The 26,559-nt window shown below is 45.2% G+C and carries 22 protein-coding genes; 10 read left to right on the top strand and 12 right to left on the bottom strand.

From position 1 onward, the window contains the following. Nucleotides 1-147: 147 nt before the first annotated feature. Nucleotides 148-1,734 (top strand): nitric oxide reductase transcriptional regulator NorR, encoded by a 1,587-nt coding sequence (gene norR / locus AACQ21_RS11080; protein WP_105977088.1) that lies wholly within the window; start codon nt 148-150, stop codon nt 1,732-1,734. 93 nt (nt 1,735-1,827) lie between these two features. Here the strand turns inward: norR and AACQ21_RS11075 are convergent, their stop codons facing one another. The 4 genes from AACQ21_RS11075 to AACQ21_RS11060 form a co-directional block, all read right to left on the bottom strand. Further along, on the bottom strand, nt 1,828-2,706 hold the full coding sequence (locus AACQ21_RS11075) for a mechanosensitive ion channel family protein (protein ID WP_017047149.1): 879 nt from the start codon (nt 2,704-2,706) through the stop codon (nt 1,828-1,830). A 210-nt stretch (nt 2,707-2,916) separates the two neighbouring features. After that, nucleotides 2,917-4,149 carry a peptidase T gene (pepT, locus tag AACQ21_RS11070; RefSeq protein WP_088729747.1) on the bottom strand — a complete coding sequence of 411 codons (1,233 nt, stop codon included), beginning with the start codon at nt 4,147-4,149 and terminating at the stop codon, nt 2,917-2,919. Nucleotides 4,150-4,347: 198 nt separating this feature from the next. After that, nucleotides 4,348-5,556 (bottom strand): NupC/NupG family nucleoside CNT transporter, encoded by a 1,209-nt coding sequence (locus tag AACQ21_RS11065; protein ID WP_013868046.1) that lies wholly within the window; start codon nt 5,554-5,556, stop codon nt 4,348-4,350. 586 nt (nt 5,557-6,142) lie between these two features. Then, nucleotides 6,143-7,960 carry a hybrid-cluster NAD(P)-dependent oxidoreductase gene (locus AACQ21_RS11060; RefSeq protein WP_105977087.1) on the bottom strand — a complete coding sequence of 606 codons (1,818 nt, stop codon included), beginning with the start codon at nt 7,958-7,960 and terminating at the stop codon, nt 6,143-6,145. A gap of 208 nt (nt 7,961-8,168) precedes the next feature. Here AACQ21_RS11060 and pyrC point away from each other — a divergent pair, with 208 nt between their 5' ends. Further along, complete coding sequence (gene pyrC, locus AACQ21_RS11055; protein ID WP_094164247.1) at nt 8,169-9,197, top strand: dihydroorotase; 1,029 nt, start codon at nt 8,169-8,171, stop codon at nt 9,195-9,197. 67 nt (nt 9,198-9,264) lie between these two features. On the opposite strand, the gene rlmC is transcribed toward pyrC, so the two are convergent. The 3 genes from rlmC to AACQ21_RS11040 form a co-directional block, all read right to left on the bottom strand. Further along, nucleotides 9,265-10,413: a 23S rRNA (uracil(747)-C(5))-methyltransferase RlmC gene (rlmC, locus tag AACQ21_RS11050; RefSeq protein WP_181185558.1), complete on the bottom strand. Its 1,149-nt coding sequence runs from the start codon at nt 10,411-10,413 to the stop codon at nt 9,265-9,267. 88 nt (nt 10,414-10,501) lie between these two features. Beyond that, nucleotides 10,502-11,413, bottom strand: coding sequence for a DUF808 domain-containing protein (locus AACQ21_RS11045; RefSeq protein WP_094147555.1), 912 nt, complete (start codon nt 11,411-11,413; stop codon nt 10,502-10,504). Between the two features lie 134 nt (nt 11,414-11,547). Next, nucleotides 11,548-12,876, bottom strand: coding sequence for an HD-GYP domain-containing protein (locus AACQ21_RS11040; RefSeq protein WP_105977085.1), 1,329 nt, complete (start codon nt 12,874-12,876; stop codon nt 11,548-11,550). 281 nt (nt 12,877-13,157) lie between these two features. On the opposite strand from AACQ21_RS11040, the gene AACQ21_RS11035 reads away from it, so the two are divergent. Then, complete coding sequence (locus AACQ21_RS11035) at nt 13,158-14,069, top strand: M14 family metallopeptidase (RefSeq protein ID WP_181185557.1); 912 nt, start codon at nt 13,158-13,160, stop codon at nt 14,067-14,069. A gap of 132 nt (nt 14,070-14,201) precedes the next feature. Here the strand turns inward: AACQ21_RS11035 and AACQ21_RS11030 are convergent, their stop codons facing one another. After that, on the bottom strand, nt 14,202-14,990 hold the full coding sequence (locus AACQ21_RS11030) for an AraC family transcriptional regulator (RefSeq protein WP_026028665.1): 789 nt from the start codon (nt 14,988-14,990) through the stop codon (nt 14,202-14,204). Nucleotides 14,991-15,089: 99 nt separating this feature from the next. Here AACQ21_RS11030 and AACQ21_RS11025 point away from each other — a divergent pair, with 99 nt between their 5' ends. The 4 genes from AACQ21_RS11025 (at nt 15,090) to AACQ21_RS11010 (ending at nt 18,856) form a co-directional block, all read left to right on the top strand. Continuing rightward, nucleotides 15,090-15,989, top strand: a complete 900-nt coding sequence (locus AACQ21_RS11025; RefSeq protein ID WP_105977083.1) for a DMT family transporter — start codon at nt 15,090-15,092, stop codon at nt 15,987-15,989. A 129-nt stretch (nt 15,990-16,118) separates the two neighbouring features. After that, nucleotides 16,119-17,036, top strand: a complete 918-nt coding sequence (locus AACQ21_RS11020) for a sensor domain-containing diguanylate cyclase (RefSeq protein ID WP_088729755.1) — start codon at nt 16,119-16,121, stop codon at nt 17,034-17,036. A gap of 196 nt (nt 17,037-17,232) precedes the next feature. Then, nucleotides 17,233-17,994, top strand: a complete 762-nt coding sequence (locus tag AACQ21_RS11015) for a DeoR/GlpR family transcriptional regulator (RefSeq protein ID WP_013868063.1) — start codon at nt 17,233-17,235, stop codon at nt 17,992-17,994. Nucleotides 17,995-18,133: 139 nt separating this feature from the next. Then, nucleotides 18,134-18,856, top strand: coding sequence for a helix-turn-helix transcriptional regulator (locus AACQ21_RS11010; RefSeq protein WP_017044271.1), 723 nt, complete (start codon nt 18,134-18,136; stop codon nt 18,854-18,856). Between the two features lie 3 nt (nt 18,857-18,859). Here AACQ21_RS11010 and AACQ21_RS11005 read toward each other — a convergent pair whose 3' ends face one another. Further along, entirely contained in the window at nt 18,860-19,441 is a 582-nt protein-coding gene (locus tag AACQ21_RS11005; RefSeq protein ID WP_017046000.1) for an acyl-homoserine-lactone synthase, read from the bottom strand. A gap of 300 nt (nt 19,442-19,741) precedes the next feature. Between AACQ21_RS11005 and AACQ21_RS11000 the strand changes: the two genes are divergently transcribed. Together AACQ21_RS11000 and AACQ21_RS10995 are read left to right on the top strand one after the other, a co-directional pair. After that, complete coding sequence (locus AACQ21_RS11000) at nt 19,742-20,227, top strand: acyl-CoA thioesterase (protein WP_026027856.1); 486 nt, start codon at nt 19,742-19,744, stop codon at nt 20,225-20,227. Between the two features lie 93 nt (nt 20,228-20,320). Then, nucleotides 20,321-20,566: a hypothetical protein gene (locus AACQ21_RS10995; protein ID WP_105977082.1), complete on the top strand. Its 246-nt coding sequence runs from the start codon at nt 20,321-20,323 to the stop codon at nt 20,564-20,566. Between the two features lie 319 nt (nt 20,567-20,885). Here AACQ21_RS10995 and malG read toward each other — a convergent pair whose 3' ends face one another. From malG to malE, 3 genes are all read right to left on the bottom strand, one after another. Beyond that, nucleotides 20,886-21,776: a maltose ABC transporter permease MalG gene (gene malG, locus AACQ21_RS10990; protein WP_010317575.1), complete on the bottom strand. Its 891-nt coding sequence runs from the start codon at nt 21,774-21,776 to the stop codon at nt 20,886-20,888. Between the two features lie 12 nt (nt 21,777-21,788). Continuing rightward, a complete protein-coding gene (malF, locus tag AACQ21_RS10985) occupies nt 21,789-23,363 on the bottom strand; it encodes a maltose ABC transporter permease MalF (RefSeq protein ID WP_017050308.1) in 1,575 nt (524 codons plus the stop codon). A 76-nt stretch (nt 23,364-23,439) separates the two neighbouring features. Next, entirely contained in the window at nt 23,440-24,621 is a 1,182-nt protein-coding gene (gene malE, locus AACQ21_RS10980; protein ID WP_105977081.1) for a maltose/maltodextrin ABC transporter substrate-binding protein MalE, read from the bottom strand. 657 nt (nt 24,622-25,278) lie between these two features. On the opposite strand from malE, the gene malK reads away from it, so the two are divergent. Further along, nucleotides 25,279-26,379 (top strand): maltose/maltodextrin ABC transporter ATP-binding protein MalK, encoded by a 1,101-nt coding sequence (gene malK, locus AACQ21_RS10975; protein WP_105977080.1) that lies wholly within the window; start codon nt 25,279-25,281, stop codon nt 26,377-26,379. Nucleotides 26,380-26,559: the final 180 nt, after the last annotated feature.

Genomic DNA, 26,559 nt, shown 5'->3' with positions numbered 1-26,559 from the left:
AGCTTGTATAGCACAAAGCATACCAACATTAATCCATTGATTTTTAAATAAAAAATAATAAATCATTAAATAATCAGGTCAAAATAACACTTCAAAAAATGTCATTATGACACTACAATATCCAAAAACATCACCTGAGTGCTTACCATGCAAGATTTTTCCATCTCTACCTTGATTGAAATGACCATAGGACTCGCAAGTGGTTTGAACGATCAAGATAGGTTCAATCGCCTGCTTGATGCGATTCGTAAAACCATTCAATGCGACTGTGTGATGCTGCTTTCACGCCAAGGTGATTTGTTAATCCCCCTTGCGATGCAAGGCTTGACTCGCGATACCTTAGGCCGACGCTTTTTAATTGATGAACATCCCCGCTTTCGTGAGATTTGCCACGCTGATGGGCCGGTTATTTTCGATGCGAATTCACCACTACCCGATCCTTTCGATGGTTTATTAATGGATCATGATGGCGACCTTCCCATGCACTCTTGTATGGGCCTACCCCTTTTATTTGGTGATAAACTGCTCGGTATATTGACGCTTGATAGCCTTAATCCCAACATGTTTGAGCATATTCCCAAACGCAGCCTAGAAGCGTTGTCGGCAATCGCGGCCTCTACCTTGAAAATGGCACTGACCTTTTCTCAACTTGAAGCACAAGCCAAACAATCACAGCAACGCTTAGAAGAGCTGAATGAAGAAGCATGGGACAGAGAAGGTGGAGAGATCATCGGTTCAAGTGCGTCGATGCTGGCCATGAAAGCCGATTTGGAAGTGGTCGCCCCTTCTAATTTCAACATTTTAATCCATGGTGAAACGGGTGTCGGTAAAGAGCTGGTCGCACGAACACTGCACCAACTATCAGCGCGTAAACGCCAACCTCTTATTTATGTCAACTGCGCCGCAATTCCAGAAAACTTGGTCGAAAGTGAACTATTTGGGCATGTCAAAGGAGCCTTTACTGGAGCAGAACGGCATCGCTTAGGCAAGTTTGCATTAGCCGACGGTGGAACCTTATTTCTCGATGAAATCGGTGAACTGCCACTGGCTGCCCAAAGCAAGATTTTACGTGCATTGCAGAACAATGAAATTCAGCCCGTAGGACAAGATCATGTCCAAACTATTGATGTACGGATATTGGCAGCGACAAATCGAGATTTAAAGCAAGAGGTGGAAGCGGGAAGATTCCGAGCCGATCTTTACCATCGACTCAGCGTATACCCTGTTCATATCCCTCCGCTAAGAGAGCGAAATGGTGACGTTACCTTGTTGGCAGGTTATTTTTTAGAGCAAGCGCGTCGCAAGCTCGGTATCACACAGCTCAAAATCGATCCTAACGCACTGGCTGGGTTACTCAACTACTCATGGCCCGGTAATGTTCGCGAATTAGAACACGTGATCAACCGCGCAGCGCTGAAAGCACGAGCCAGACAAGGCTTACAAGCGTTGATCACCGTCAACAGCTACGACATAGGTGAGTTAGATTTCAGCCTACCCCTGGTTAACACGCAAAGTACGTTGAGCGACAAAGAGGTCACAGCGAAGGTGTGGCAACATGGGCTGCGAGAAGCAACGGATGAATATCAGCGTAAATTAATCAGTGAAGCATTGACCCAATCCGATTTTAATTGGGCAAAAGCGGGAAGATTATTGCAAGTGGATCGCGCGAATCTCACTCGGCTTTCAAAACGCTTAGGGATTTCGGTGAAAAAAACACACGCAATTGAGCGTTAATCTCACTTTCATCACTAATATATCTTTTCTCACCCAAACAGTAATTGCAGGTAAGACGCTCACCATACTGTGTGAGCGCTCATTATTCGGCAGTTAGCTACCCACTTCACTCGGCAGCACTTCTGTTGCAACTAAAGCACGTGGAAATGCGTTTTCATATGCTTGCATAAAGTCTTGGCGGATCAGTTGCTCTAAATGGTTGGCCCGCTCTGTTGGGCAAAAAATCATGAAATGCACGATCTGTTCTCCTGCGGCTGCGCTGCTGATCTGAATGTGCGGCTCAGCACTGGGCAAATCTACACCCGCATGTTTTTCAATCATGCTGTTATAGCGCCTTGCAACATCAATAAAGTGGGCAAAGTGGCTCTCAATCTTTTCATGCATAATCGGTAATAAAGGATACAAATTTACAAATTCAGGCACTACTATCGAAAAGTTATGAAACACATAACGCTTCATAAAATTAAGGTTTTTTACCGGAAACGAGAAGAACATACTGTTTGGCAAGGTCGCGGTTTTTCCAGTGTAGTGGTATTGACCATGATTCAAGTCGATTTCTTGGATCACGGTTGCCATCAAGTTGTGTTCGATCACTTCACCGCTCAGTTTTCCGACTTCAATCCAATCCCCGATACGAAATGAGCGAGAGCTCGCTCGCTGAATTGAACCCGTAAAACACAAGATGATCTCTTTTGATGCGACTACAATGGCGACCGCTATCGCAGTCACTGACAGTGCAAATTCGTTAATCTCCGATTGCCACAATACGAAGAGGATGACCAAAGTAAACGCAAAGGTGCCATTCTTGGTGCGTGACATCCATTTACGCTGCTTTTCGGTAATCAGTGCGACATCGCCACGAATTTGAGAAAGCACAACTCGCCGCGTCAAAATAATCAACGTCATGATTAAAATACTAAACACCAATTTATGAGTGATAAGAAAGTCCCACACCGCGACCACTTTCTCCATATCAATCCCCTTCTTTTATTTTTATGCATAATGAGCAGCAACACATCTAAGCCACTAGAGAGCAGCAGATTGAGATCGTGTTAGAAATTTTAGAAAGGTATTGTAACTGAGTGAATAGTTAACGTCGGCATAAGGCGCAATTATTATGCGCCCTGTCATAGCTTTGGAAGAGAAACTCCCTTTGAGATTGGCGAAAGGAAAAATTTGTTATCAGTGTTGATTCGCCAACGCTGTCTTTTCAGCCAGTTTTACAATCACGTTTACCGCTTGTTCCATCCCTTCAATGGTAATGAACTCATGAATACCATGAAAATTATAACCGCCAGTGAAAATATTAGGGCATGGCAGGCCCATGAATGAGAGCCTCGCACCATCCGTACCACCTCGAATAGGTTTGATCAGCGGTTCAACATCACAAGCAATCATGGCTTGTTTAGCCAGTTCAATGACTTGTGGATGAGGCTCGACCATCTCTTTCATATTGAAATAGCTGTCCGTCACAACCAACTCAACTCGTCCTTTCTCAAGACGGGCATTTAACTGGTCCACTTGCTGCTGCATAAACGCTTTACGAGCTTCCAAGCCTTCTCGTTCAAAGTCTCTAATAATGTAACCCAAGGTTGAGCGAGCCACACTCATCTCTGCGGATTTTAAATGGTAAAAGCCTTGATAGCCCTGCGTGGTCTCTGGGGTTTGATCGGCTGGCATCATAAGCTGAAATTGTGCGGCGATGTTGATGGCATTCACCATTTTATCTTTCGCGGTCCCAGGGTGAACATTCACGCCATAGCAAATAACATCGGCGCTCGCCGCATTGAAATTCTCATACTCCAACTCACCCACCGGGCCACCATCAATGGTATAAGCCCACTGTGCGCCAAACTTCTCCACATCAAATAAGTCCGCGCCCCGGCCGATCTCTTCATCGGGAGTGAAACCGATACAAATATCACCATGTGCGATGCTTGGGTCGGCAATTAACCTCTCAATGGCCGTCATAATTTCAGCGATGCCTGCCTTATTATCGGCACCAAGCAGTGTGGTGCCGTCAGTCGTGATCAGATTGTACCCATGCAGTTGATGCAAATCCGGGTATTGAATAGGTGACAGCACCTCATCCCCTTTACCTAAAGCAATGTCTCCGCCTTGATAATTCTCCACAATTTGCGGCTTAACGTGTTTGCCTGACGCGTCTGGCGCGGTATCCATATGTGCAATAAAACCAATCGCAGGAACAGGGTAATCAACATTCGATTGCAACTTCGCCATAACATAGCCGTGTTCATCAACCGTAGCATCGGTTAAGCCTAATGCGATTAATTCTTCATGCAGTGTATGGGCAAACGTCATTTGCCCTACTGAACTCGGGCAACGGCGGCTGGCGGGGTGAGATTGAGTATCAAAAGAGACATAACGCAAAAAGCGTTCAACAAGATTTTCCATAGCAAGCACTCAATAAGTTAGCATGTCAGCGTATCGCCTATGCTGGGATACGCAGTTAATTGCAAGCTATACTACGCGCTCATCAGAAACGGAATTTGCTATAAATCAGCTTTTCAGCAATTACTGAGGTGTCAATCATTCAAAAAAGGGATCAAAAATGCCCACCGCAGTGAGCATTGAGAGAAGCAAACAGGGCGTTTAAAGCAGAATGAAAATGCCCGCTAGACATGCACTCATTAAGTTAGCTAGCGTACCTGCAATCACCGCTTTAATACCTAAATTCGCGACTTCTGCACGGCGTTCAGGAGCGATAACCCCGATAGAGCCTAATTGGATCGCGATAGAACCAATATTGGCAAAGCCGCACAGAGCAAAAGTAATGATAACTTGGGTGTGTTCCGACAACAGCGCTTTGTGGTCAACAAAATCAATGAAAGCCACAAATTCGTTCATCACCACTTTTTGCCCAATGTAAGAGCCCGCCATCAAGACTTCATGGCTTGGTACACCAATCAACCAAGCCAGTGGTGAAAATAGATAACCGAACAGCAGTTGTAAGGTAATGCCGTTCAAACCCAATAACTCACCGAAACTTTCAAGCCCAGTGTTAACCATCGCAATCACGCTCACAAATGCAACCAGCATTGTACCGACGGCCACCGCCACTTTCATGCCATTCATCGCCCCGCTCGCCAGTGCGTCAATCACATTACTCTCTTGCGCTTTATCCATCTCAATATTGGTTTGATCAAGTGGAACATCGCGCTCTGGTACGATGATTTTTGCCATCATTAAACTGCCGGGTGCCGCCATAAAACTGGCTGCAATAAGGTATTTAAGCTCAACACCTAGACCGGCATAGCCACCCAACACGCTACCTGCGACAGAGGCCATGCCTCCGGCCATGACGGCAAACAGTTCTGAACGTGTCATGCGCGACAAAAAGGGACGCACAAGCAGTGGTGATTCGCCTTGTGAAAGGAAAATGTTACCCGTAGCAACCAGAGATTCTGCTTTGCTCGTACCTAAAAATTTTTGAATACCACCACCGATAAACTCGATGACTTTTTGCATGATACCAAGGTAATAAAGGGCAGAGATAAGAGCGCTGAAGAAAATGATGATAGGCAGAACACGAACAGCAAAAATAAATCCGGAATCGGCTAAATCACCGAATAGAAAGCGGATTCCTGCATCGGCGAAACCCAGCAAACTCGACACACCGCCGCTGATGCTGGCTAGTGCGCTTTGTCCCCATGGGAAGTAGAGCACCAGCGCGGCAAAACCAACTTGCAGCAATAAAGCACGTGATACGGTTTTCCAATTGATGAAAGATCGATTTTCAGAGAGCAGGTAGGCGCAAGCGATCAGCGCTAAAATGCCGACGAGGCCAAAAAGAATATTCATTGTATTTACCTAGTTTGAAATTTGGAAATAAGGGTAGAACCAAAAAACTTGGCAAAGGAGGAATCATTGTCCTTTTGTACAACAAAAGCGTGACAAAAAGAGGGGTATGCGAACATATTGTTCATCTAAGATCACCTTATACAAGCAGAGGAACTTAGCTGGTCCAGTCCTTGGGGTCATTCACATTTCCGTGTGACGGCTTGTATGGGTTGAGCACCGGCTCATAACCGGGCGGAAAGTATAGCGAACAAAATGAGAGTTTCATCACATATTTTTACGCAAACGTTCAAGCGCTCATTTATTCGACAGTTATTCTAAAAAAACATCAAACACAGGCAAGATTGGATGGAAAATAAACAAAAAAATATGGAATTTTCATCACAAATTTAAACTAATTTAACTATATAAAAACGAATAATTGGTATTTCTGCACTTTGCCAACTAGCTTTAAGAGAGTCACTTTGAAGAGACTGAAACGGTTTCGAATAAAAATCACTAGCAACGTCACGCCTCTTGCGGTCAACACTGACCCAAGAGGCATTTTTATTGGACAAAGTCACTGTAGTGCAACAGCGTGAGGCGAAAACTAGTTTACAACCTCAATATCGGTTTCAGGAATACAACAACACGCTAAAGCGAAACCAAGATGACGCTCATGTTCAGGCAGTGCTGGCACGTCAGGTTGATGCACTTTGCCCGACTGCACAGTCACCTTGCACGCACCACAGAACCCTGCTCGGCAACTGTTGGCAATCGCAAGGCCAGCGGCTTCGGCTTGATCTAATAAGGTCGTTTGGTTATTACCCTCAAATACATGGCCATTGACGCTCAGTTGTAACGTTTTCAGCTCAGCTGCGACGGTGTGCGCCACACCAAATGCTTCTTGGTGGTAAGATTCTTCCGCAAGCCCTTTTTTCAACAATAAGCTTTTTGCTTTCTGCATAAAACCATCAGGCCCACACACAAACACTTGGCGAGCAGTCACATGTTGGATTTGCTTAAGATGGGATAAAGAGAGCCGACCTTTCAGCCCCAACCAATCGATGGGAGCTTGAGTAAGCGAAATGAAGACTTTCAACCCCGGATGCCGCTGCTTAAGCGCTTCAAGTTCAACACGGCAAGGAATATCCTCAACGCTGCGACATTGATGATAAAAGACCACATCTTGAATTTGTTGATTATCGGCAAGATAGCGCAACATCGATAACATAGGCGTCACGCCACTTCCAGCCGACAACAGTAACAACGGTTGTTGGTGCTGAGTCGACAGATGAAACGAGCCATCCGGTGATTGCGTGGTCAATGAACTTCCTACCTGCAAGTGATCAAGAAGCCAGTTAGAAACTCTACCGCCATCAATGCGCTTGACCGAAACCGCTAACCGACCCGGACGCGATGGGCTAGATGACAAAGTGTAGCGGCGCGCCACGTTCTCGCCATCGATCACAACTTCGATTGGTAGGTGCTGCCCAGGTTGATAATTTGGCATTTCGCCCTTTTTCGGCTCTAGCCAGAACGTGACAAAATCACGTGCAATCGCTTCACGCTCAACGCAGGTCATCACATGGTGACTCATGCCCAAATCTCGATAAAACTCTTTCTCTTTGTACTCAAGCACTTCAACGCTGTCGCCAACTCGAATCATCCCCTCATTTTTTGCGACTAAATTTTGCCCAAAAAACACCCCACCTCTTTCGTTAGCGCGAAATTGTGACAAGGTTCTTAGCGGCTCTTTAGTTGGACGAAAAGCCCCTTTATTCACATCAACAGTAGTGAGAATACAGCGTTCGCAAGGTTTTACCGCTTCAAATTCTACCTCACCAATTCGGATCCGCTTCCAGCTGTCTTCAGCGAAAGGCTCATCGGTTCGTACCACTAGATTGGTACGAAATTGATCCATGCTGTGCACTTCAGGGCTGCGGCGATTAAGTTCATCAAGTGAAGCTTGGCTGATGACCAGCACTGGATAGCCATCAGCAAAACTGACATTGTGACCCACTTTTTCACGCATTCGGTTTGATTGATCTCCGGTAAACAGCAACTCAACACGCTGGCCTAACACTTGGCTAAACCAATCATCCGCTTCATCGGTTGTGGTGTAAGCGGTAAAGTTATCGTCCCACACTTGCGCTGGAGAAGGTTGCATTTTGAAATCTGCATAACGCAGTTTTAACGGAGATTGGTTCGCTGCCGTGAAGATCAAACCATCCGCAACCAGTATTGAATTCACCTTAACCATATTTGGATACTTACGTGCAGTGACCATTGAACCATCAGCTAACGCGATCATAAAGCGCCGATCAAAAGCCAGCCCCTGTTTTTCAACCCAAGCGGTGGACTGCAAGAGGCCACCTATCGATTTGACTGGGTAAACGTTAATTTGTGAAAGTTGAGCTGACGACATGGCCTATCCTTATGCTTTTTTGAAGGTATTTTTATAACGCGATGATAATGGAAATCGCCAAAGCTGGCTAACCCTATGGAAAATAAAAGGATGAAATTCACCCCTGTTTCCTCTATCATCCTGTCGCTTAAACGTAAGCGATTGCGCGCACATTAAAAGCGAAGCCCGTTTAAGCTCCAATCAATTTATTTTCCGGTGGGAGCAACCAATGAAAACATTAACGATTACTCGTCCAGACGACTGGCATGTTCACTTACGTGATGGTGATGTGTTGGCCGATACAGTACGAGACATCAGTCGCTACAACGGCCGCGCACTGATCATGCCCAATACGGTCCCGCCGATCACCACCACAGAATTAGCATTAGCGTACCAACAGCGCATCATGGCGCAAAAACCACGTGATTCTTTCAAGCCACTCATGGCGCTTTATCTCACCGATAACACGACACCTGATGAGATCCGCAAAGCCAAAGCTTCTGGCGCTGTCGTGGCAGCCAAACTTTATCCGGCTGGGGCGACCACCAATTCAGATTCTGGCGTAACCTGCGCTCAAAATATTTACCCTGTATTGGAAGCGATGCAAGACGTTGGCATGCTGCTGCTGATTCATGGCGAAGTAACCGCTCACGATGTGGATATTTTTGACCGAGAAAAAGCCTTCCTCGATACAGTGCTTGCTCCTATTGTTAATGATTTCCCAAATCTGAAAATAGTGTTAGAACACATCACCACCGCCGATGCTGCCGAGTTTGTAAAAAATGCGAACCAGAATGTAGCGGCAACGATCACGGCGCACCATCTACTTTATAACCGCAATCACATGCTCGCTGGTGGTATTCGCCCTCATTTTTACTGTTTGCCAATCCTTAAGCGCAACACCCACCAGCTTGCGCTGATTCAGGCAGCGACATCGGGCAATAAGAAATTTTTCTTGGGTACTGATTCTGCGCCTCATGCCAAAGGCAAAAAAGAAGCCGCTTGCGGCTGTGCTGGATCGTACACAGCGCACGCAGCCTTAGAGTTATACGCAGAGGTGTTTGAGCAAGTTGGTAAAATTGGCAACCTTGAAGCGTTTGCCAGTCACAATGGCCCTGATTTTTACGGCCTACCCCGTAATAACGACACCGTTACTTTGGTCAAAGAAGAGTGGCCAGTTGCTGAAAGTATGCCATTTGGCTCAGATATTGTGGTGCCGATCCGCGCCGGTGAAACGGTCGCGTGGGCAGTAAAATAGCCCATTAATGCATCAAAAAGGGAAGCCGCGGCTTCCCTCTCTTTATCATTTTTGCACCACACAGCGCTTATCTCGGCTTAGGCTGACGCTCTAACAGCACCATCACTTCGCTATGATCGGTATGTGGAAACATATCAAACCATTGCAGTTTTTTGGGTAAGTAGCCCACCATACCTTGCATATCAGTGATTAGCGTTTGCGGGTTACAGCTTGAGTAAATGATGTGTTTGGGTGATAAAGCCACCAATCGCTCAACTAATTCAATCCCTAAACCACGACGCGGTGGGTTGACTAGCACTAGCTCAGGCGCGGTTGATTGAGCTTGTGAGAATTGGGCAGAATCCAGCGCAGCAAAGTCTAAATTGGTAATGCCCATCGTCTTGGCAGAGCGTTTAGCACTGGCAATCGCTTCTGGTTCAATTTCAATTCCTGTGACTGCCGTAGTTGGACTGGCACAATGTAGGGCAAAACCGCCCACGCCACAAAACAGATCCCACATGTGACTTGGGTTTATCTCTCTCACCCAATCACTCGCCGCCGCGTACAACTGCTTCGCTACATGCGGGTTGGTTTGGAAAAAACTTTTCGGGCGGATAACCATAGGCACCTGATTAAACTGCTCAATCAAATACTCACGCTCGGTTAAAAAAATCTCTTCTTCACCTTCTAGGCGCGCCATGTGGATGGGTTGAAGGTTAACTGAGACGACGCGAATGGTTGGAAACTGCGCCTGAAGCCGCGCGAGGTTTTGCTCAACTCGGCCTAAAGCTTCGCGGCTTCTCAGTACAAAACGCAGCATAAACTCACCTGAATATTCGCTGCGTGTGAGCAATATGTATTTGAGTTCGCCTTTCTTCTTCGCTTTATTATAGGGAGGAATGCCCGAGCTACGGATCCAATCTTGTAGATAAGTTAATAGCGCTTGTGTCTCTTGTGGGTAGAGAGCACATTGTACTAACGACACGGGCGTTGATAGCCCATCAACCATGGATTCAACACCCAAAATCGGTGCATGAGCTGCGCCAAGAGCCACCATTTTCGCTTTGTTACGAAAACCCGTCTCTTCACTTATGACAGGTTCTAGCCACTGCTGTGGCATCTGCGTTGAAAACAGCGCTTTTAGTGCCAAATCTTTGCGCTTCACCTGCTCTGAATAAGAAACCGCGCAATGAGTACAAGAACGGCACAGCTGTTGATCAAAAAACGCACACTGCATAATGGGAACTGCCAAAAACGAAAAGCGCTAGTCTATTCGTCTGCGGGCAAATCACCATTCAATATGATTATCATCACCATAAAAGAAATTAATGGGACGGTTTCAATTTACTCACCATCCCCCACACTGCAACCACAGCTAGCCCGGCGAGTAAGCCAACGAAACCATTAAGCAAGGTTGGCATCACTACTGCTAATAAAGAGAGTTCAGCAACGGCTGCAATCACAGGTTCAAGCACGTGGTGAATAAAAGGGACGTTGTGCACCACAATGCCACCGCCCACTAAAAACATCGCGGCGGTACCCACTACAGTTAATGCTTTCATGAGCTTAGGCGCGAAACTGATCAACCCTTTACCAAAGCGAGCACGCAGCCCGGCGCCATCTGAAGTGCGCTCTAGGTAGAAACCTAAATCGTCCAATTTCACAATGCCTGCTACCAAACCATAAACGCCGATGGTCATGACCACTGCAATCAAACTCACCACCAAAATTTGTGTCACCATGCTATGGCCTTGCACTGTCCCCAACGCAATCACGATGATCTCGGCCGATAAAATAAAATCGGTCCGAATCGCCCCAGCGACTTTACGTTTTTCATAGTCATCAATCGATACGTCAGTGAGCATGCGCTCATCCGCGTCAGCGGTGCTGTGATGGCTGGTATGAAACACTTTTTCTAAGATTTTTTCTGCCCCTTCAAAGCAGAGAAAAAGTCCACCGACTAACAAGAGCGGCATTATCAGCCAAGGGGCTAATGAGCTCATCAGCAAGGCGGCGGGAACCAAAATTAATTTGTTGCGAAATGAGCCTTTAGCCACTGCCCATACCACTGGGATCTCTCGTTCAGCGGCAACACCAGACACCTGCTGAGCATTGAGCGCCAAGTCATCCCCCAATACGCCTGCCGTTTTTTTCGCGGCCATTTTTGACATCAACGCCACATCATCGAGCACGGTTGCAATATCATCAAGAAGGGTAAGTAAGCTCGCGCCTGCCATGCAAATTCTCTCTTATTCATTTTCATTATTCAAAGCGTGACAAAATGTAACACCAAGCGCTGATGAAGGGAAACACAGCGATGAGAATCCCACCAACAGTGCTGACGCTTCAAGTAGCAAAGCAGTAAAGAACACTAGCTCAGTGACTGAGTATATTCGGCTGGCAATTGAGCCAGAGCACTCTGTAACGCGGCTAAGCAGTCAGGATCAATGGCAGTATGTAGATTCTCTTGCATGATCAAAAGTGCTTTATCAATTGGCATCGCGGAGCGATAAGGGCGTTCCGCGCTGAGAGCATCAAAAATATCGGCCGTCGTGATGATTCGAGTCATCACGCTGATCTCATCACCGTTTACACCACGCGGATAGCCAGTACCATCGAGTTTCTCATGATGCGCCCCTGCCATACGTGCCAACGTCTTAAAGGGCGATAATTTCCGCAAGATTTGTTCAGTAAACGCGGCATGCGCCTGAACGGCTTTCCACTCCATATCGTCTAACTTACCGGGTTTATCTAAAATGGCATTACTGACCCCTAACTTACCAATGTCGTGCAGTAATGCCGCGCGTCTCAACCAAGATCGATCAGTTTCCGAAATGGCTAATTGTCGTGCGATTAAATCAGTATACACAGCCACTCGTTCACTGTGCCCTGCGGTATAGGGGCTTTTTGCATCAACAATCTTGCCAAATGCCGTGACGATACAGTCTAAATACGCTTCATCCAAAGGCTGATGCGCTTGTGCCGGTGGTAAATGCATCACTCGTTGGCTGATATCAGAGGCTTTGAGGCTAGCCACAAAGTGCGGGTTATCCACCAACTGCTCAATAATCTCAACCAGTTGTGGGTCAAACCATACACCACTACGCTCTGTAACCTCACGTATTGCTTCGTCCAAATCATGTTCCATTTGAAAAACATCAAATACTTGAGCTAATAACGCAATCCGCGAGAAAAGGGGGATGGCTTCACCTTTTAGCTGTTGAGGACGCCCTTGACCATTCCAATGTTCATCCAGTGAGTGGATCCCCTGCGCGACGACTTCGCTAAATCGCAACTCTCGCGCCACATCAGCCCCACGAGTACAACGAGTTTGAATAAGCTCTTGTGCATAATCATTACCATTTTTCAAAATGTCGATGGTAGTTAAAATACGTTCTGCCCAGCTCTGCTCTGAACCGGTATTTTTGACGATAAAGTTAATCACACTCGATAGACTGGTTCCGACGGTTTTATAACGCCGTTTGAAAGCGAGATCATCAGTGGCATACAACTCGCAAATTCGCGCGGCGTTGCTACTGCAGCCCGCATCTTTCAATAGCAAGGTAAAAAACAGATCATGCAGCTCAGCCTGATCGAGCTCTAATTGCATGCCAATATGCATACCAACCCAGCAACAACGAATGCAGTGCTCCGGTGGTTGGCCTTCCGTCATGTCTAAGGCGGTCGTTAGCGAAATCATTAGTTCAGAAAGGGGGAAACTATTCTCCAATCGTGTTCTCACTCAATTGCATTGGTCTGGTTGCAGTTTAGATGTGACCGTTCGGTTTAGCCAATGATTTACCTCAGTTATCAGGCCAGAGTTGGACTATTTCCTTGCTCTAACAAACCTGCATTGCCCCAAAAACAGGTTGAGGTAATGAACCCTGTTAACGAGCTGTGGTAAATCCAGCTTGGTATTTTTGATTGCTCTTGACACTAACACCTCTTACTCTGTGGGCAACTAGTCAGAAAGGAACCCTCATGTACTCTGTTTATACTTATCCTATCGGTACGCCAGGCACACCTTGGCAAGCAGCAGAACGCGAAGCGTGGCTCGCACAAACGACGATTAAACGAGAATATCAGCAAGAAGTCGTGCCGAAAATTAACGCTTTGGCAACGGACTTTGAGATAGAGCAATACGGTGCACTATCAATAGACAAAGATCGCTACCCATTATTTGCCTTAAAAAGTCGCTCATGGAACCCTGACAAACCAACGGTGTTGATCACAGGTGGCGTACACGGTTACGAAACCAGCGGAGTACACGGCGCATTGCAGTTTTTAGCCACTCAAGCACAGCAGTATCAATCTCATTTCAACATTGCCGTTGCCCCGTGCATAAGCCCTTGGGGCTATGAAACGATCAATCGTTGGAACCCATCAGCGCTTGACCCTAATCGCTCATTTTACGCCAATAGCCCAGCCGAAGAGTCGGCAAGCTTAATACGCTGGGTCGCAAGCTTAGGTGACGTGCTGGTGCATATTGATTTGCATGAAACTACAGACAGTGATGAAAGCGAGTTTCGCCCTGCACTAGCAGCGCGCGATGGGATTAGATATGAAGCCGATACGATTCCCGATGGGTTTTATACTGTCGGCGATACGGAAAATCCGCAGCCAGAATTCCAAGCAGCCATTATTGAATCGGTACGCAAAGTCACGCACATTGCACCAGCCGATAGTAAAGGCGAGATCATCGGCTCTCCCATCACTCAAGAAGGGGTGATCAACTACCCCATGAAAGCGTTAGGGTTATGCGGTGGCATCACAAATTGCTACTTCGGCACCACCACCGAAGTGTACCCAGATAGCCCAAAAGTCACAGCGCAAGAGTGTAATGACGCACAAGTCGCCGCCATTGTTGGCGCTTTGGACTACGTGTGCCGCTAAAACGATAAAACACCCAACCCCCTATGTCATGGATTCATGAATAATAGACGTTGTAAAAAATTACCAAATTAAGTCTAAGGCACTTCTTTATAGTTTGATCAGGATGAAGTGCCTACATACGCTTAAGCAATATTATAACAAGCGATTTTTATACTGTTCCGGCGTTTGGCCGGAGTATTTTTTAAACATAGTAATAAAAGGACTGGCTTGGTTGTAGCCAAGAGTTAATGCTACCTCTTTCACTGAATGTCCTGTGCGCAGTAAATCCATGGAATAGAGATAGCGTACTCTTAATCGCCATTCGGTAAAACTCATCCCTAGTTCCGTTTGGCAATGCCGCGCTAATGTTCGCTCTGTGGTATGTACTTTTTCAGCCCACAAAGCCAATGTCGTATCATCGGTCGGGTTTTCTTCTACCGCCGCTAAAATCGGGGCTAAATATTTGTGATTAGTGGAAGGCAAAAAATGATGCTGCGTTTCTTGCGTTGCCAATTGGTCGAGCAATACTTGAACTAAACGTTTATCTTGCGCGTTTTGAGCCACACTGATTTCACGCGATCGAAAATCCTCAATGATGGCAGAAACAATGGGCGTCACTTTTATCAAACTGGTGTGCTTTGGAAAACCATGGGTGAGAGCCCGATCAATATTGAGCGAACAATATTCAATTGGCTTACGATTATAGCTGCAGTGTTTCACCCCCGCAGGAACCCAAATCGCGAGATGAGGCGGTGCGAGAAATCGCGTTTCTTGCGCTTCCATTTCCAAAATCCCGCCGGAAATTAGCTGCACTTGTCCCCATGGATGGCTATGAGTTCGCGTTTCTGTGTTTGACAAAAACGCATCGAAATTCATAAAGACATCCGATGGCGCACTGTCAATCGATAGTGAAGGGTGAAGATTTCTGGGCGCTTTTTTCAAACTTGTCTTCCTATCGCTCGCAATGTCGTTTTGGAGATATATATAATTATAGAGACCTGCCACACTATACTTCAAAGCACAATTTGCGACGAGGCTCACATGGTATATCTTCTTCCACTATTCACGGTTCTAATTTGGGGTGGTAACTCTATCATCAACAAGCTCGCCGCAGAAACCATTGAGCCAAGTGCGATGAGTTTTTATCGCTGGTTTGTCGCGATGCTGTTGCTAACCCCCTTTTGCTTACCTACCGTGATCCGCCAATGGGTAACCATCAAACCCCATTTAACTAAACTGGCTTTTTTAGCCATGTTAGGCATGGTACTGAATCAGTCTCTTGGCTATTACGCAGGGCTAACGACTACTGCATCAAATATGTCGTTGATCACTTCGCTGGTACCGCTGCTCAGTGTGTTCATCAGCGTCCCTCTGCTCCATAAGCGCATTTCAGCTTTGAGTGTTATCGGAGGAGTCCTCTCTCTCGCAGGGCTTGCTTTTATGCTAGGTCAAGGCGATATGAGCTTCTTCTTGCATCAAGATATTACACATGGTGATGCGTTAATGGTGGTGGCTGCAACCGTTTACGCACTTTATTGTGTGTTACTTAAACGGTGGAAAATGCCGCTAAGCAATTGGACGCTTATTTATATGCAAGGGTTGTTTGCTGTCTTAATGCTGACACCATTATGGTTGACCAGTGAACATCTCCTACCCACGGAAGGCTCGCTGCCCCTAATCGCTTACGCTTCTGTCGCTGCATCCTTATTGGCTCCATGGATGTGGGTAAAAGCGATCGACTTAATTGGTGCAGACTCTAGTGCGATGTTTATGAATTTGTTACCTGTAGTGGCGGTTTCGCTTGCCACAACCCTGTTAGGTGAAACAGTGCAAAACTACCATCTTTTAGGTGGAACGATGGTAATTTCCGGGGTTATTTTATCCCAAATAAAACTGACAAAAAGCCGTACAACAGCTATCGAGGGCGTAATACAACCATAAAATTGAGCATATAGCATCGATTCGAGCTATGTTTATGGAAGAAGAATAAAAATAAACAAAAATGAAATGTATTGAGGGATCCTTTACGTCAGATCAGTTAGGCAACCTAGCAAATTTGGTGGCCAGATAATGATTCTTGATAACATCGAAGATGTGTATAGCAATAATTTGTTTGCCTTGCATGAGCTTGTTTTAAACGAGCTCGGTTCATACGTGTTCGTAAAAAACCGTCAAGGTGAGTATCTGTATGCAAATCAGCTAACACTAAAACTGTTCGGCACAACTTTGGAAGAACTCAAAGGCAAAACTGATCACGATTTTTTTCAAGATGACCTACTCGCCGATATTTTACACAGCGATAAAATGGTATTTGATACCAAGCAGCCCTTCACCAGTGAAGAACGTGCGCAAGCAAAATTTGATGCCAAAGTACGCGTCTACCGCGCAATAAAGAAACCGATTCTAAGTACACAAACCGGTGAAGTGATTGGCCTTATCGGTGTGTCTACTGAGATTACCGATATTGTCGAACTGCGAGAACAGCTTCACACTCTGGCCAATACCGATGACTTAACGCAGCTCTACAATCGCCGCAAGCTGTGGCGGGAAGCGTGCAATGAATTTACGTTGGCTCAGCGTGATCATTATCCGATAAGTTGTATTGCCATTGATATCGACAACTTCAAGTTAGTAAACGACACCTATGGCCACCAGCGAGGAGATGATGTGATTTGGCAGTTAGCAGAGATGGCGAGAAAGCACACACGCCATGGCGACGCCTGCGGCAGAATTGGTGGTGAAGAGTTTCTGATTGTTCTGCATAAGGCCAATGCGCATGAGGCCTTTCAAATGGCAGATCGTTTACGTAAAGAATTTTATGCATACGCATTTTTTGACAACGGCGCACACTTTAGTATCAGTTGCGGTATCTCTGAAATTGTGAGCAACGATGCCGATTTTTTCGAAATTTATCGCCGCTCAGACAAAGCACTTTATAAAGCCAAGCTCGCTGGACGGAATCAATGTGCCACATTCCAAGAAACATAACTATGTTCCATAAAGAGCCTATAATGTTCGTTTAATGTGAATTATCACTTAAAACGAGCAAATTCTCGCGTATCCCATTCACTAATGATTGAATTTGGTCGATTAAACCGTACACTCACAAAGTCGTAGTGCCTTACGCACAGTAAGCATTCAAGGTATTGACCTATTTAAGCTTCAATGAATAAGGATATTTAAGGTGAAAGCAGTTAAACGCCATCAAGAAATTATCGAATTAGTTCAAACACACGGATTTGTGAGTACCGATGATTTAGTCGAGCGATTCAATGTCAGCCCACAAACCATCCGCCGAGATCTCAACGAACTTGCAGATGCCAATAAGTTACGACGCAATCACGGCGGCGCTACCATCGCGTCTAGTTCTGAAAACTCCTCTTACCACACTCGCCAAGTAACTTATCAGCAAGAAAAAGAGAAAGTGGCTGCCGAGCTAGTCAAACACATTCCCGATGGCGCAACGCTCTTTATCGACATAGGCACGACACCTGAAGCTATCGCTCGGGCATTAATGCTCAATCACGAAAATCTGCGCATTGTCACCAACAACATTAACGTGGCGACGATTTTAATGGCCAAACCGGATTTCAATGTCATCTTAGCGGGCGGTGAAGTGCGTAATAAAGACGGTGGCGTGACGGGTGAAGCCACTTTGGATTTCATTTCACAATTTCGTCTCGATTTCGGTATTTTAGGGATTAGCGGCATTGACTATGATGGCTCACTTTTAGATTTCGATTATCACGAAGTGAGAGTCAAACGGGCGATCATCGAAAATAGTCGCTGTGTTTATCTCGGTGTCGACCACAGTAAATTCGGACGTAATGCCATGGTGAAATTAGGCACAATTGCCGATGTAGATTTGATCATTACCAATGCTCAACCACCAGAAGAAATTGATGCATTCGCTCGTGAAAATGAAGTAACCATTCAGGTGGTATAGATAGATTGAGGCCAAAACCGACATTTGAACTAGATTTTCCCGCCAAATAGATAAACTATTTCATTATTTGCTCGTACTGTTACGGTTTTTTTTGATATAAATGCCAATATAGTACGACGCAATTTAGAACTTTCGGCTTATGTACAAAATTCTGAGACTGATCCAAGAGAACCAACAAATCACTAGCCACGATGATTTGGAAAATGTACTCAATGGGCTCAATAACTTAATTGATCATGAATTTTTCCTCTTTGGCCTCTCTTTTCAACCCACGTTAAAAACCAGTGAAACGCTTGTCACGGACAATTACCCCAATAGCTGGCGACAGCAATATGATGAATCAGGCTTCATGCATATCGATCCGATTGTCAAATACAGTATTACCAATTTTTTGCCCATTCGCTGGGATGACGCTAAGCGGGTCAATGATGATGGACGAGTCATTTTCGAAGAGGCACGTTGCAATGGACTCAAAGCGGGATTTAGCATTCCAATCCATGGGCTTAGGGGGGAATTTGGCATGATAAGTTTTGCAACCTCAGATACCAAGTCTTACGATTTGAATCAACAAAGTATCCATACCTCACAGCTCATTGTACCGTTACTGGCTCATAATATTGGCAACATCACCCGTTACCATAAAGACGCAAAACCGAGAGCGGTGCTCACCGCACGTGAAGTACAATGCTTAGCTTGGGCGGCCGAAGGCAAAAGCGCATGGGAAATTGCCACGATTATTAATACGTCAGAACGTACCGTGAAGTTCCATTTCAGTAATGCTTGTAAAAAGCTTGGCGCGACGAATCGCTACCAAGCGATCACTAAAGCTATTTTAGGTGGCTATATCAATCCCTATTTATAAGGCTTATGCATTGACACTTGCACGATATGCTTCATTCATTGGAATATGCAAAGCGACAGAACGTGTACTTCCCAAAAGATGCACTTTTTTATCACCGAGTCTTTCGCATGGGATCCCCATCCGCTTAATCAATTTTTCCACACTGGCCGATGTGACCGTTACATAGGCATTGATGTGATATTGCTGGGCGTGATGATACAGCGACTGAAACATCTGCAGCGTAACATTACTCACGCCGCCCAATTGCGCCGAATGATCTTTATCGACCGCAAAACGACTCAGCTCATAAATCTCCTTTGCTTTGGGTGCTTGCTGCACACCGAGTAATTCTGAAAAAGTATCTTTAAGCATATAACGCGACGTCGTTGGCAAAATTCGCCAACACCCCACTAAATGACCCTGTTCCTCTTTGGCATACAAATAGTGTGCTTCTGGAACGTCGTACTCATCAGTCTCCATTTCTCGATTTGTTTTTAGTTCCCACTGCAAGCGTTGCGAAAAAACTTTATAGCGTAACTTCAGCAATGACACATAATCAGCTTGAGGGACACTTTGAAAGGTATGTGAATAAATTGAAATAGTCATGTGACTTCTCCTTAGGTTATTGGAGAAATCACGCTAAACAATCTCATCAGAGATAGAACCTGTTCGATCGAACAGTTACGTCGAAATACTGTTTAAACTATTATTAACGCAACTGAATAACTAACGCTCAGTTGGCTCAATAAGGTACAACATAAAGTAAATAACTCGTACCGCTCGGCTTTAAAAATCCTCTTAGGCAACTAAGAGGATTTTTTATATCTGCTGCATTCAAAATAATATTGCAGTTTGGTTAACGCTTTGTTATTTATGATTCCGTTAATAAAAAACAAGGATTCCCCAATGAGTAGTGGCCAACGTGCAATAACTTTGCGTTTTTTAGCAGAGCCCGGTGATGTGAATTTTGGTGGTAAAGTCCACGGTGGTGCTGTCATGAAATGGATAGATCTAGCGGCCTATGCGTGCTCTGCAGGCTGGAGCGGTAAATATTGCATCACCGCTTATGCTGGAGGGATCCGCTTTGTCGCTCCTATCCACGTAGGGAACCTCGTTGAAGTCAGCGCAAAAGTCATTTATACGGGAACGAGCTCAATGCATATTGCCATTGATGTGCAAGCGAGCGATCCAAAAGAGTTGAAAAACCAGCTGACTACCCATTGTATTGTCATCATGGTGGCTGTCGATGGGCAAGGTAAGCCCACCCCTATACCTGAATGGGTGCCGCAAACAGCAGAAGATATTGCCCTACGCCAATCAGCGATACGCTTAATGAACATGCGTAAAGAGATAGGGGAAGAGATGGAAGCTCACGTTAAGTACTTAAAATAACCACCCATGATGCGCTCAGTTGTCATTTTTTCTTCATCTTTATTTGCTTAAATCGAGTCCTCTGACATTTTGCATCGATGATAGGAAAAAACTTTGACTCTCAGAGAGATTACCTTGAGCGAATCAACGTTAGTCGACCCAAAATCAATTGAGTATCACTGGGTCCGAACGCTTTACGTTGAAGGTTACCAACCCCAAGAAATTAACCACTATATCCGTGCCTGCTTTGGCGGAGATGATACCTTCGCCGATTTGTTTCGCCGCGTTGCGCTGCAACAAGAGAGTTTGTATGTCCTTTTGCAATACTTAGGCTGCGCCCCTTCTAGCCGTGAGCTCTAATTTTTTAGCTTTCCTTTACGACGTTACACGAAGATTTCAGATGTGAGTCGCATCCAAACACCATTTCACTTTTGAGACATTCAATTCATCATATACTGCATGTGCGTTACCAATAGCACCCTTTAATACAGATATAAAAAAACCCAAGCAATGCTCGGGTCTTGGTTACAAAAACTGTTAGTTTGTTGGATAGTAAGGAATAAAGCTAACAGCCAGCTATGCGTAACGCCAGATTTGCATATTACTTAACTGATCGGCGGCCAAACCAAATACGTTAAGCTAATACAATATGGGCGACCTCACGGTCGCCCTATCGTTATTATCCTTTCACACCACCGGCCGTAAGTCCTCCGACTAACCAGCGCTGTGCAAGCAAAAATACGACAGTGATAGGTAAAGCAGACAACACTGCTGCTGCTGCAAAATCTCCCCACAAATAGTTCTGAGGATAAAGATACTGCTGCATACCCACCGCTAATGTATATGAGTTTACATCAGAAAGTAGCAAAGATGCCACTGGTACTTCACCAACCACCCCAATAAACGAGAGAATAAACACAACCGCAAGAATCGGCACAGAGAGTGGTAGCAGCACCAGTCTAAAGGCTTGCCATGGTGTAGCTCCATCTAAAGCAGCCGCTTCTTCTAATGAGTTATCTATCGTTTCAAAATAGCCTTTGATCGTCCATACGTGCAGTGCGATACCACCTAGGTAGGAGAAAATTAAACCACCATGCGTATTTAAGCCAAGAAATGGGATGTATTGACCTAATTTGTCAAACAGTGCATACATCGCAACCAGTGCCAGTACCGCTGGGAACATTTGAAAAATCATCATCGCTTTTAGGATGGTGTCTTTACCTTTAAAACGCATGCGCGCAAAGGCATAAGCAGACGTTGTCGATAGAGCCACAATGAGCACTGAAGTAATGCCTGCTACTTTCACTGAATTCCATAACCAAGTCAGAACCGGAAATGGCGGCGGTGTAACAGAGCCATCAGCATTAGTGACAGCAAAACCTAATGCCAATTTCCAGTGTTCTAAAGATGGGTTATCTGGGATCAAACTGCCCGTGGCAAAGTTCCCTTCACGAAATGAAATCGCAATGACCATCAATAGTGGAAAAATGATCAGCGATAAAAATGCCCACAGAGCAACATGAGTCGCCCATAAGCGATATTTGAGAGATTGACCTTGTACCATCGCCATAACGATTACTCCTTAATTCTGTGACAGCTTAGTGAAACGTAAGTTGAGTAGCGCTAAACCACCAACCAGTAAGAAGATCAAGGTTGCGATGGCACTAGCCAAACCGAAGTCTTGACCACCAGCTCCTTCAAACGCAATACGATAGGTATAGCTTACGAGTAAATCGGTGTAACCGGCTGGCTCTGAAGTACCAATCATATTCGGGCCACCTTGTGTCAGAAGTTGAATCATCACAAAGTTGTTAAAGTTAAACGCAAAGCTCGCAATAAGTAACGGAGTCATTGGTTTGATCATGAGCGGCAATGTGATACGGGTGAAGTTGTGTAAAAAACCTGCACCATCAATCGCCGATGCTTCATATAAATCCTCTGGAATCGCTTTCAAAAGACCCATACACAAAATCATCATGTAAGGAAAACCAAGCCAAGTATTGACGATCAGCACCATACTTTTAGCGAGAAAGGGGTCTGAGAACCAGCTAGGACTAATGCCAAAAATACTGTTGAGCACCATATTGATCTCACCAAAGCTTTGGTTGAACAAGCCTTTGAAGATCAAAATAGAAATAAAAGCAGGAACAGCATAAGGCAGGATTAATAGCACTCGGTAAACGGCGCGGCCTTTAAGCTCTTCCCATTGCACAACACTAGCCAACACTAGCCCTATCATAAGAGTGAAAATCACGGTTAAGGTTGAGAAAACGACCGTCCAGATAAAGATATTGATGAAAGGCTCTTTAATACCGTCATCTTTCCATACACGCTCAAAGTTATGTGTGCCAATTTTCACCACAAAACCAGGCGATACTGTCGCACCGATAAATTGACCACTTTCGTCCACTGGTTGATAAAAGCCAACATCCATATTCGGCCGTAGTATTTCGCCTGTTTGATTATTGACCAGCGTTTCGCCATCATCTTGCATGGTGTAAAGCGGCGATACGGCGGCAAACTTGCGCAAGCCACTCATACGTACATCTTCACCACTAGGGAAATGCAGATCAATTGAGCTCAACGTAGCACGGTGATTAATAATGGTTTTAATCGGCTCTTTGGTGCCCTCAATACCCTCAATAGGTTGAAGGTCCATATCGGTCACCGATAAACCCGTTAAGGAAAATACGTCGGTAGCGAGCGTCTGCTCTCCATCCTCGATTGCAATTCGATAACCACTTTCCGTTTTGTATAGAGTGAAAGGATAGCTTTCCCCGCCCTGATAAGTTCGATCCAACAGCACGGTTTGTGCACGTTCTAAAGAGAGTTGGTTTTTAGCACTGTAGTTAGTAAAAGCCAGACCAACGGTGTAGGCCAAAGGAAAGAGGATGAATAAGATCATTCCCGCGATACCCGGATAAATATAGCGGTGTGCGTAAGTATGTTTACTGCCGAAAATATAAAGGGCCAGAGCGGTAAGAATGAGAGTAAGCAGCGCAAAGGCGAGCTCACCGCGAGAATACATAAGAATAGTGGCGTAACCGTTAACGATACCAACCGTACCTAATAATGCCCATTTAATGAGCACATTTTTACTGGAAGGAAGTGCCGTTTCGGGTGCTGACAAAGCATCTGTACCTTGAACTGACTGCATAGAAGAACCTGCTAGCGATATAAACGTAAAATGAAGGAGAGGTTACCCTCTCCTTAAGGGCTGGACCAAAACCGAATTATTTAGTCATTTGTTTTTCTGCATCAGCCAGTGCGGCATCGACAGTTTGGCGGCCATCTACAATATTGATAATTGCACTTTTCGCGCTGCCCCAAAATGCATTCATCTGAGGGATGTTCGGCATAATTTCGCCATTCATTGCGTTATCCATTGTCGCGGCGATGCGTGTATCTGCATCAAGCTCACGTTGGAAAGAGTTAAGAGCCACCGCGCCAAGAGGTTTATCATTATTGACCATGCGCAGACCATCATTGGTGAGTAAGTAGTTTTCGATAAACTCAATCGCGAGATCTTTATTTGGAGAAGCGGTGCTGATACCAGCCGTCAATACGCCCACGAACGGCTTGGAAGATTGCCCGTTAAATTTCGGTAATGTCGTCACACCGTAGTTAATGCCTGATTTTTCAATGTTGCCCCAAGCCCACGGACCGTTGATCGTCATTGCCGTTTTACCTTGGTTAAACGCAGCTTCAGAAACAGAGTAGTCCATATCCGGAGAGATCACGCCTTTGTCCACTAAGCCTTTCACGAAGTTCATCGCGTCTTTTACGCCTTTATTCGCGATACCCGCATCTTTCACATCATAGCCATCAATCGTGTATTTGAATGCGTAACCGCCATCAGCCGCCATAAGAGGCCATGTGAAATACGGTTCTTTCAAGTTCCACATGATGCCCGTTTTGCCCTCTTTCTTAAGTTTGGCGTTCAACGCTTCCACTTCTTCCCAGCTTTTCGGTGGGTTTGGCACAAGATCTTTGTTATAGATGAGAGACAAGGATTCTACCGCGACTGGGTAGCCGATGATTTTACCGTTGTATTTCACCGCATCCCAGGCAAAATCCACGATACCCTCTTGAATCGCTTTTGAAGGTTTAATTTCAGCCAGCAAGCCAGCTTCTGCATAACCACCAAAACGGTCATGAGCCCAGAACACAATATCAGGTCCATCACCCGTTGCTGCGGTTTGTGGGAATTTATCTTGAAGTGCGTCAGGGTGAGCCACGGTCACTTTGATACCCGTGTCCGCCTCAAATTTCTTACCCACTTCAGCCAAACCGTTATAGCCTTTATCACCATTAATCCAAATGGTGAGTTGTCCTTCTTCAATAGCAGCATGTGCACCAAACGAACCAAGAGCAACTAGAGTACTTAGCGCGACTGTGCTTAGGGCGTTTTTCATGTTCATATCCTTTTTATTTTTGTGTTGTAGGGCTCACCAACAGGTTTCGCCGTATTTCGTCATATATAATCAGAGAAAACCTAACTTGACTCATCCTCCTACGCCCTACGCCCTCGATATTATGGACTATTTTCGTGATCATCATCGCTCAAGGTTAGAGAGCTCAATCACAAAAAAATACCTTTTTGTGACATGCTTCCACTTAACAGCCATTAATTATTTGAACTGGATCTAACTCAGCCCTTAAACCCCTCCTCCATCGCATCCATCGCTACTCCCCCCTATAAAAAACTCAATTAGGAGGATGTATCAAACACACACATCACACAAAATACAGTCATCCCAGAGTGGATAGTAAGAGCCTTTTCCAGTAACTCATCGTTTACTGGCTTACATCGCTAGATTGGTTTGCTGTCATAAATGAGCGTTCGTGGTAATTGATTTTATAACGGGGGAGACGCTCAATGTGCAGGGGAAGTGAACTAAATCATTGGCATGGATGGGTGATGCTTTCTTCAAACTCCCTTAATTTGAAGACATCACCCTTTTTCTTACATTATTAACCACCTTACCCAATTCCTGCTGTCATTGCCTGCAAGAAAACTCATATAATGATGGGCAGTGATTTATAAAAAATATTGATCGAGGACGAGCTCTATGGCGAGTGTCACGTTAAAAAATGTATGTAAAGCATACGGTGATGTATTAATTTCTAAAAATGTCGACTTAGAAATTCAAGAAGGCGAATTTGTCGTCTTTGTCGGTCCGTCAGGTTGTGGGAAATCCACCCTACTGCGTTGCATAGCAGGCCTAGAAGATATCACCTCGGGTGACTTGTTTATTGGCGATAAGCGAATGAATGATGTTGAACCTTCTAAACGTGGCGTCGGCATGGTATTTCAATCCTATGCGCTCTACCCGCACCTTAATCTTTTCGACAACATGTCTTTTGGCCTAAAGTTGGCCAAAGCCGATAAAAAGGAGATCGAGCAACGTGTTGAGCACGCCGCCGATATTCTCCAGCTCAGCCATTTGCTTGAACGTCAACCTAAGTCTCTTTCAGGTGGCCAACGTCAGCGTGTCGCGATTGGGCGTACTTTAGTCTCACAACCGAATGTCTTTTTGCTTGATGAGCCGCTGTCTAACCTAGATGCAGCGCTGCGCGTACAGATGCGTTCAGAGATAACCAAACTGCAACGCAAATTGGGCTGCACTATGATTTACGTTACCCATGATCAAGTCGAAGCAATGACAATGGCTGACAAAATCGTGGTTTTGGATGCTGGTTTCGTATCACAAGTAGGCAAACCACTTGAGTTGTATCATTACCCAGAAAATCGTTTCGTCGCAGGTTTCATCGGTTCTCCTAAAATGAACTTCATGAGCGTATTCATCGAAGATGTCGAAGCCGAACGTGTGAAAGTTCAACTCTCTAATGGAACCTCATTTTGGATTTTGGTCGATGGCACCACGATCACTCGCGGCGAGCGTATGTCATTAGGTGTGCGTCCAGAGCACTTGCTGAGCGCTGAAGATGGTGATGCGAAAATTGAAGGCAAGGTGATGATGGTTGAGAAACTCGGCAATGAAACACAAGTCTACATGAACTTGAAAGGCTCTGATTCTGATGTAATTTACCGCCAGCCTGATACTTTGGGCGTTGAAACAGGTGATACATTGACAATTGGTATTCCAGGGCATCGCTGCCATCTCTTCCACAGCGATGGACGTGCATGCCGCCGCCTTTACAAAGAATAAGGCATCGAAGCCGAATAAAAAGAAATTCAGTTAAGAAAATAAGACAGCCCCTATCAAAGGGGCTGTCTTATTTAAAAATAAATAAAATTTAATTAAACTCTTCAATACCAATATTATCTTGTGCCTATAATAATGCCTGAACTCTATTTTTACCATTTCTCTTTTTAAATACATTAGGTA

It is taken from the genome of Vibrio sp. V01_P9A10T6 (assembly GCF_963877065.1).
Taxonomy (GTDB): Bacteria; Pseudomonadota; Gammaproteobacteria; order Enterobacterales; family Vibrionaceae; genus Vibrio; species Vibrio anguillarum.
Note: the sequence above shows the minus strand (reverse complement) of the source record. Positions and strands in the feature narration are given on the sequence as shown.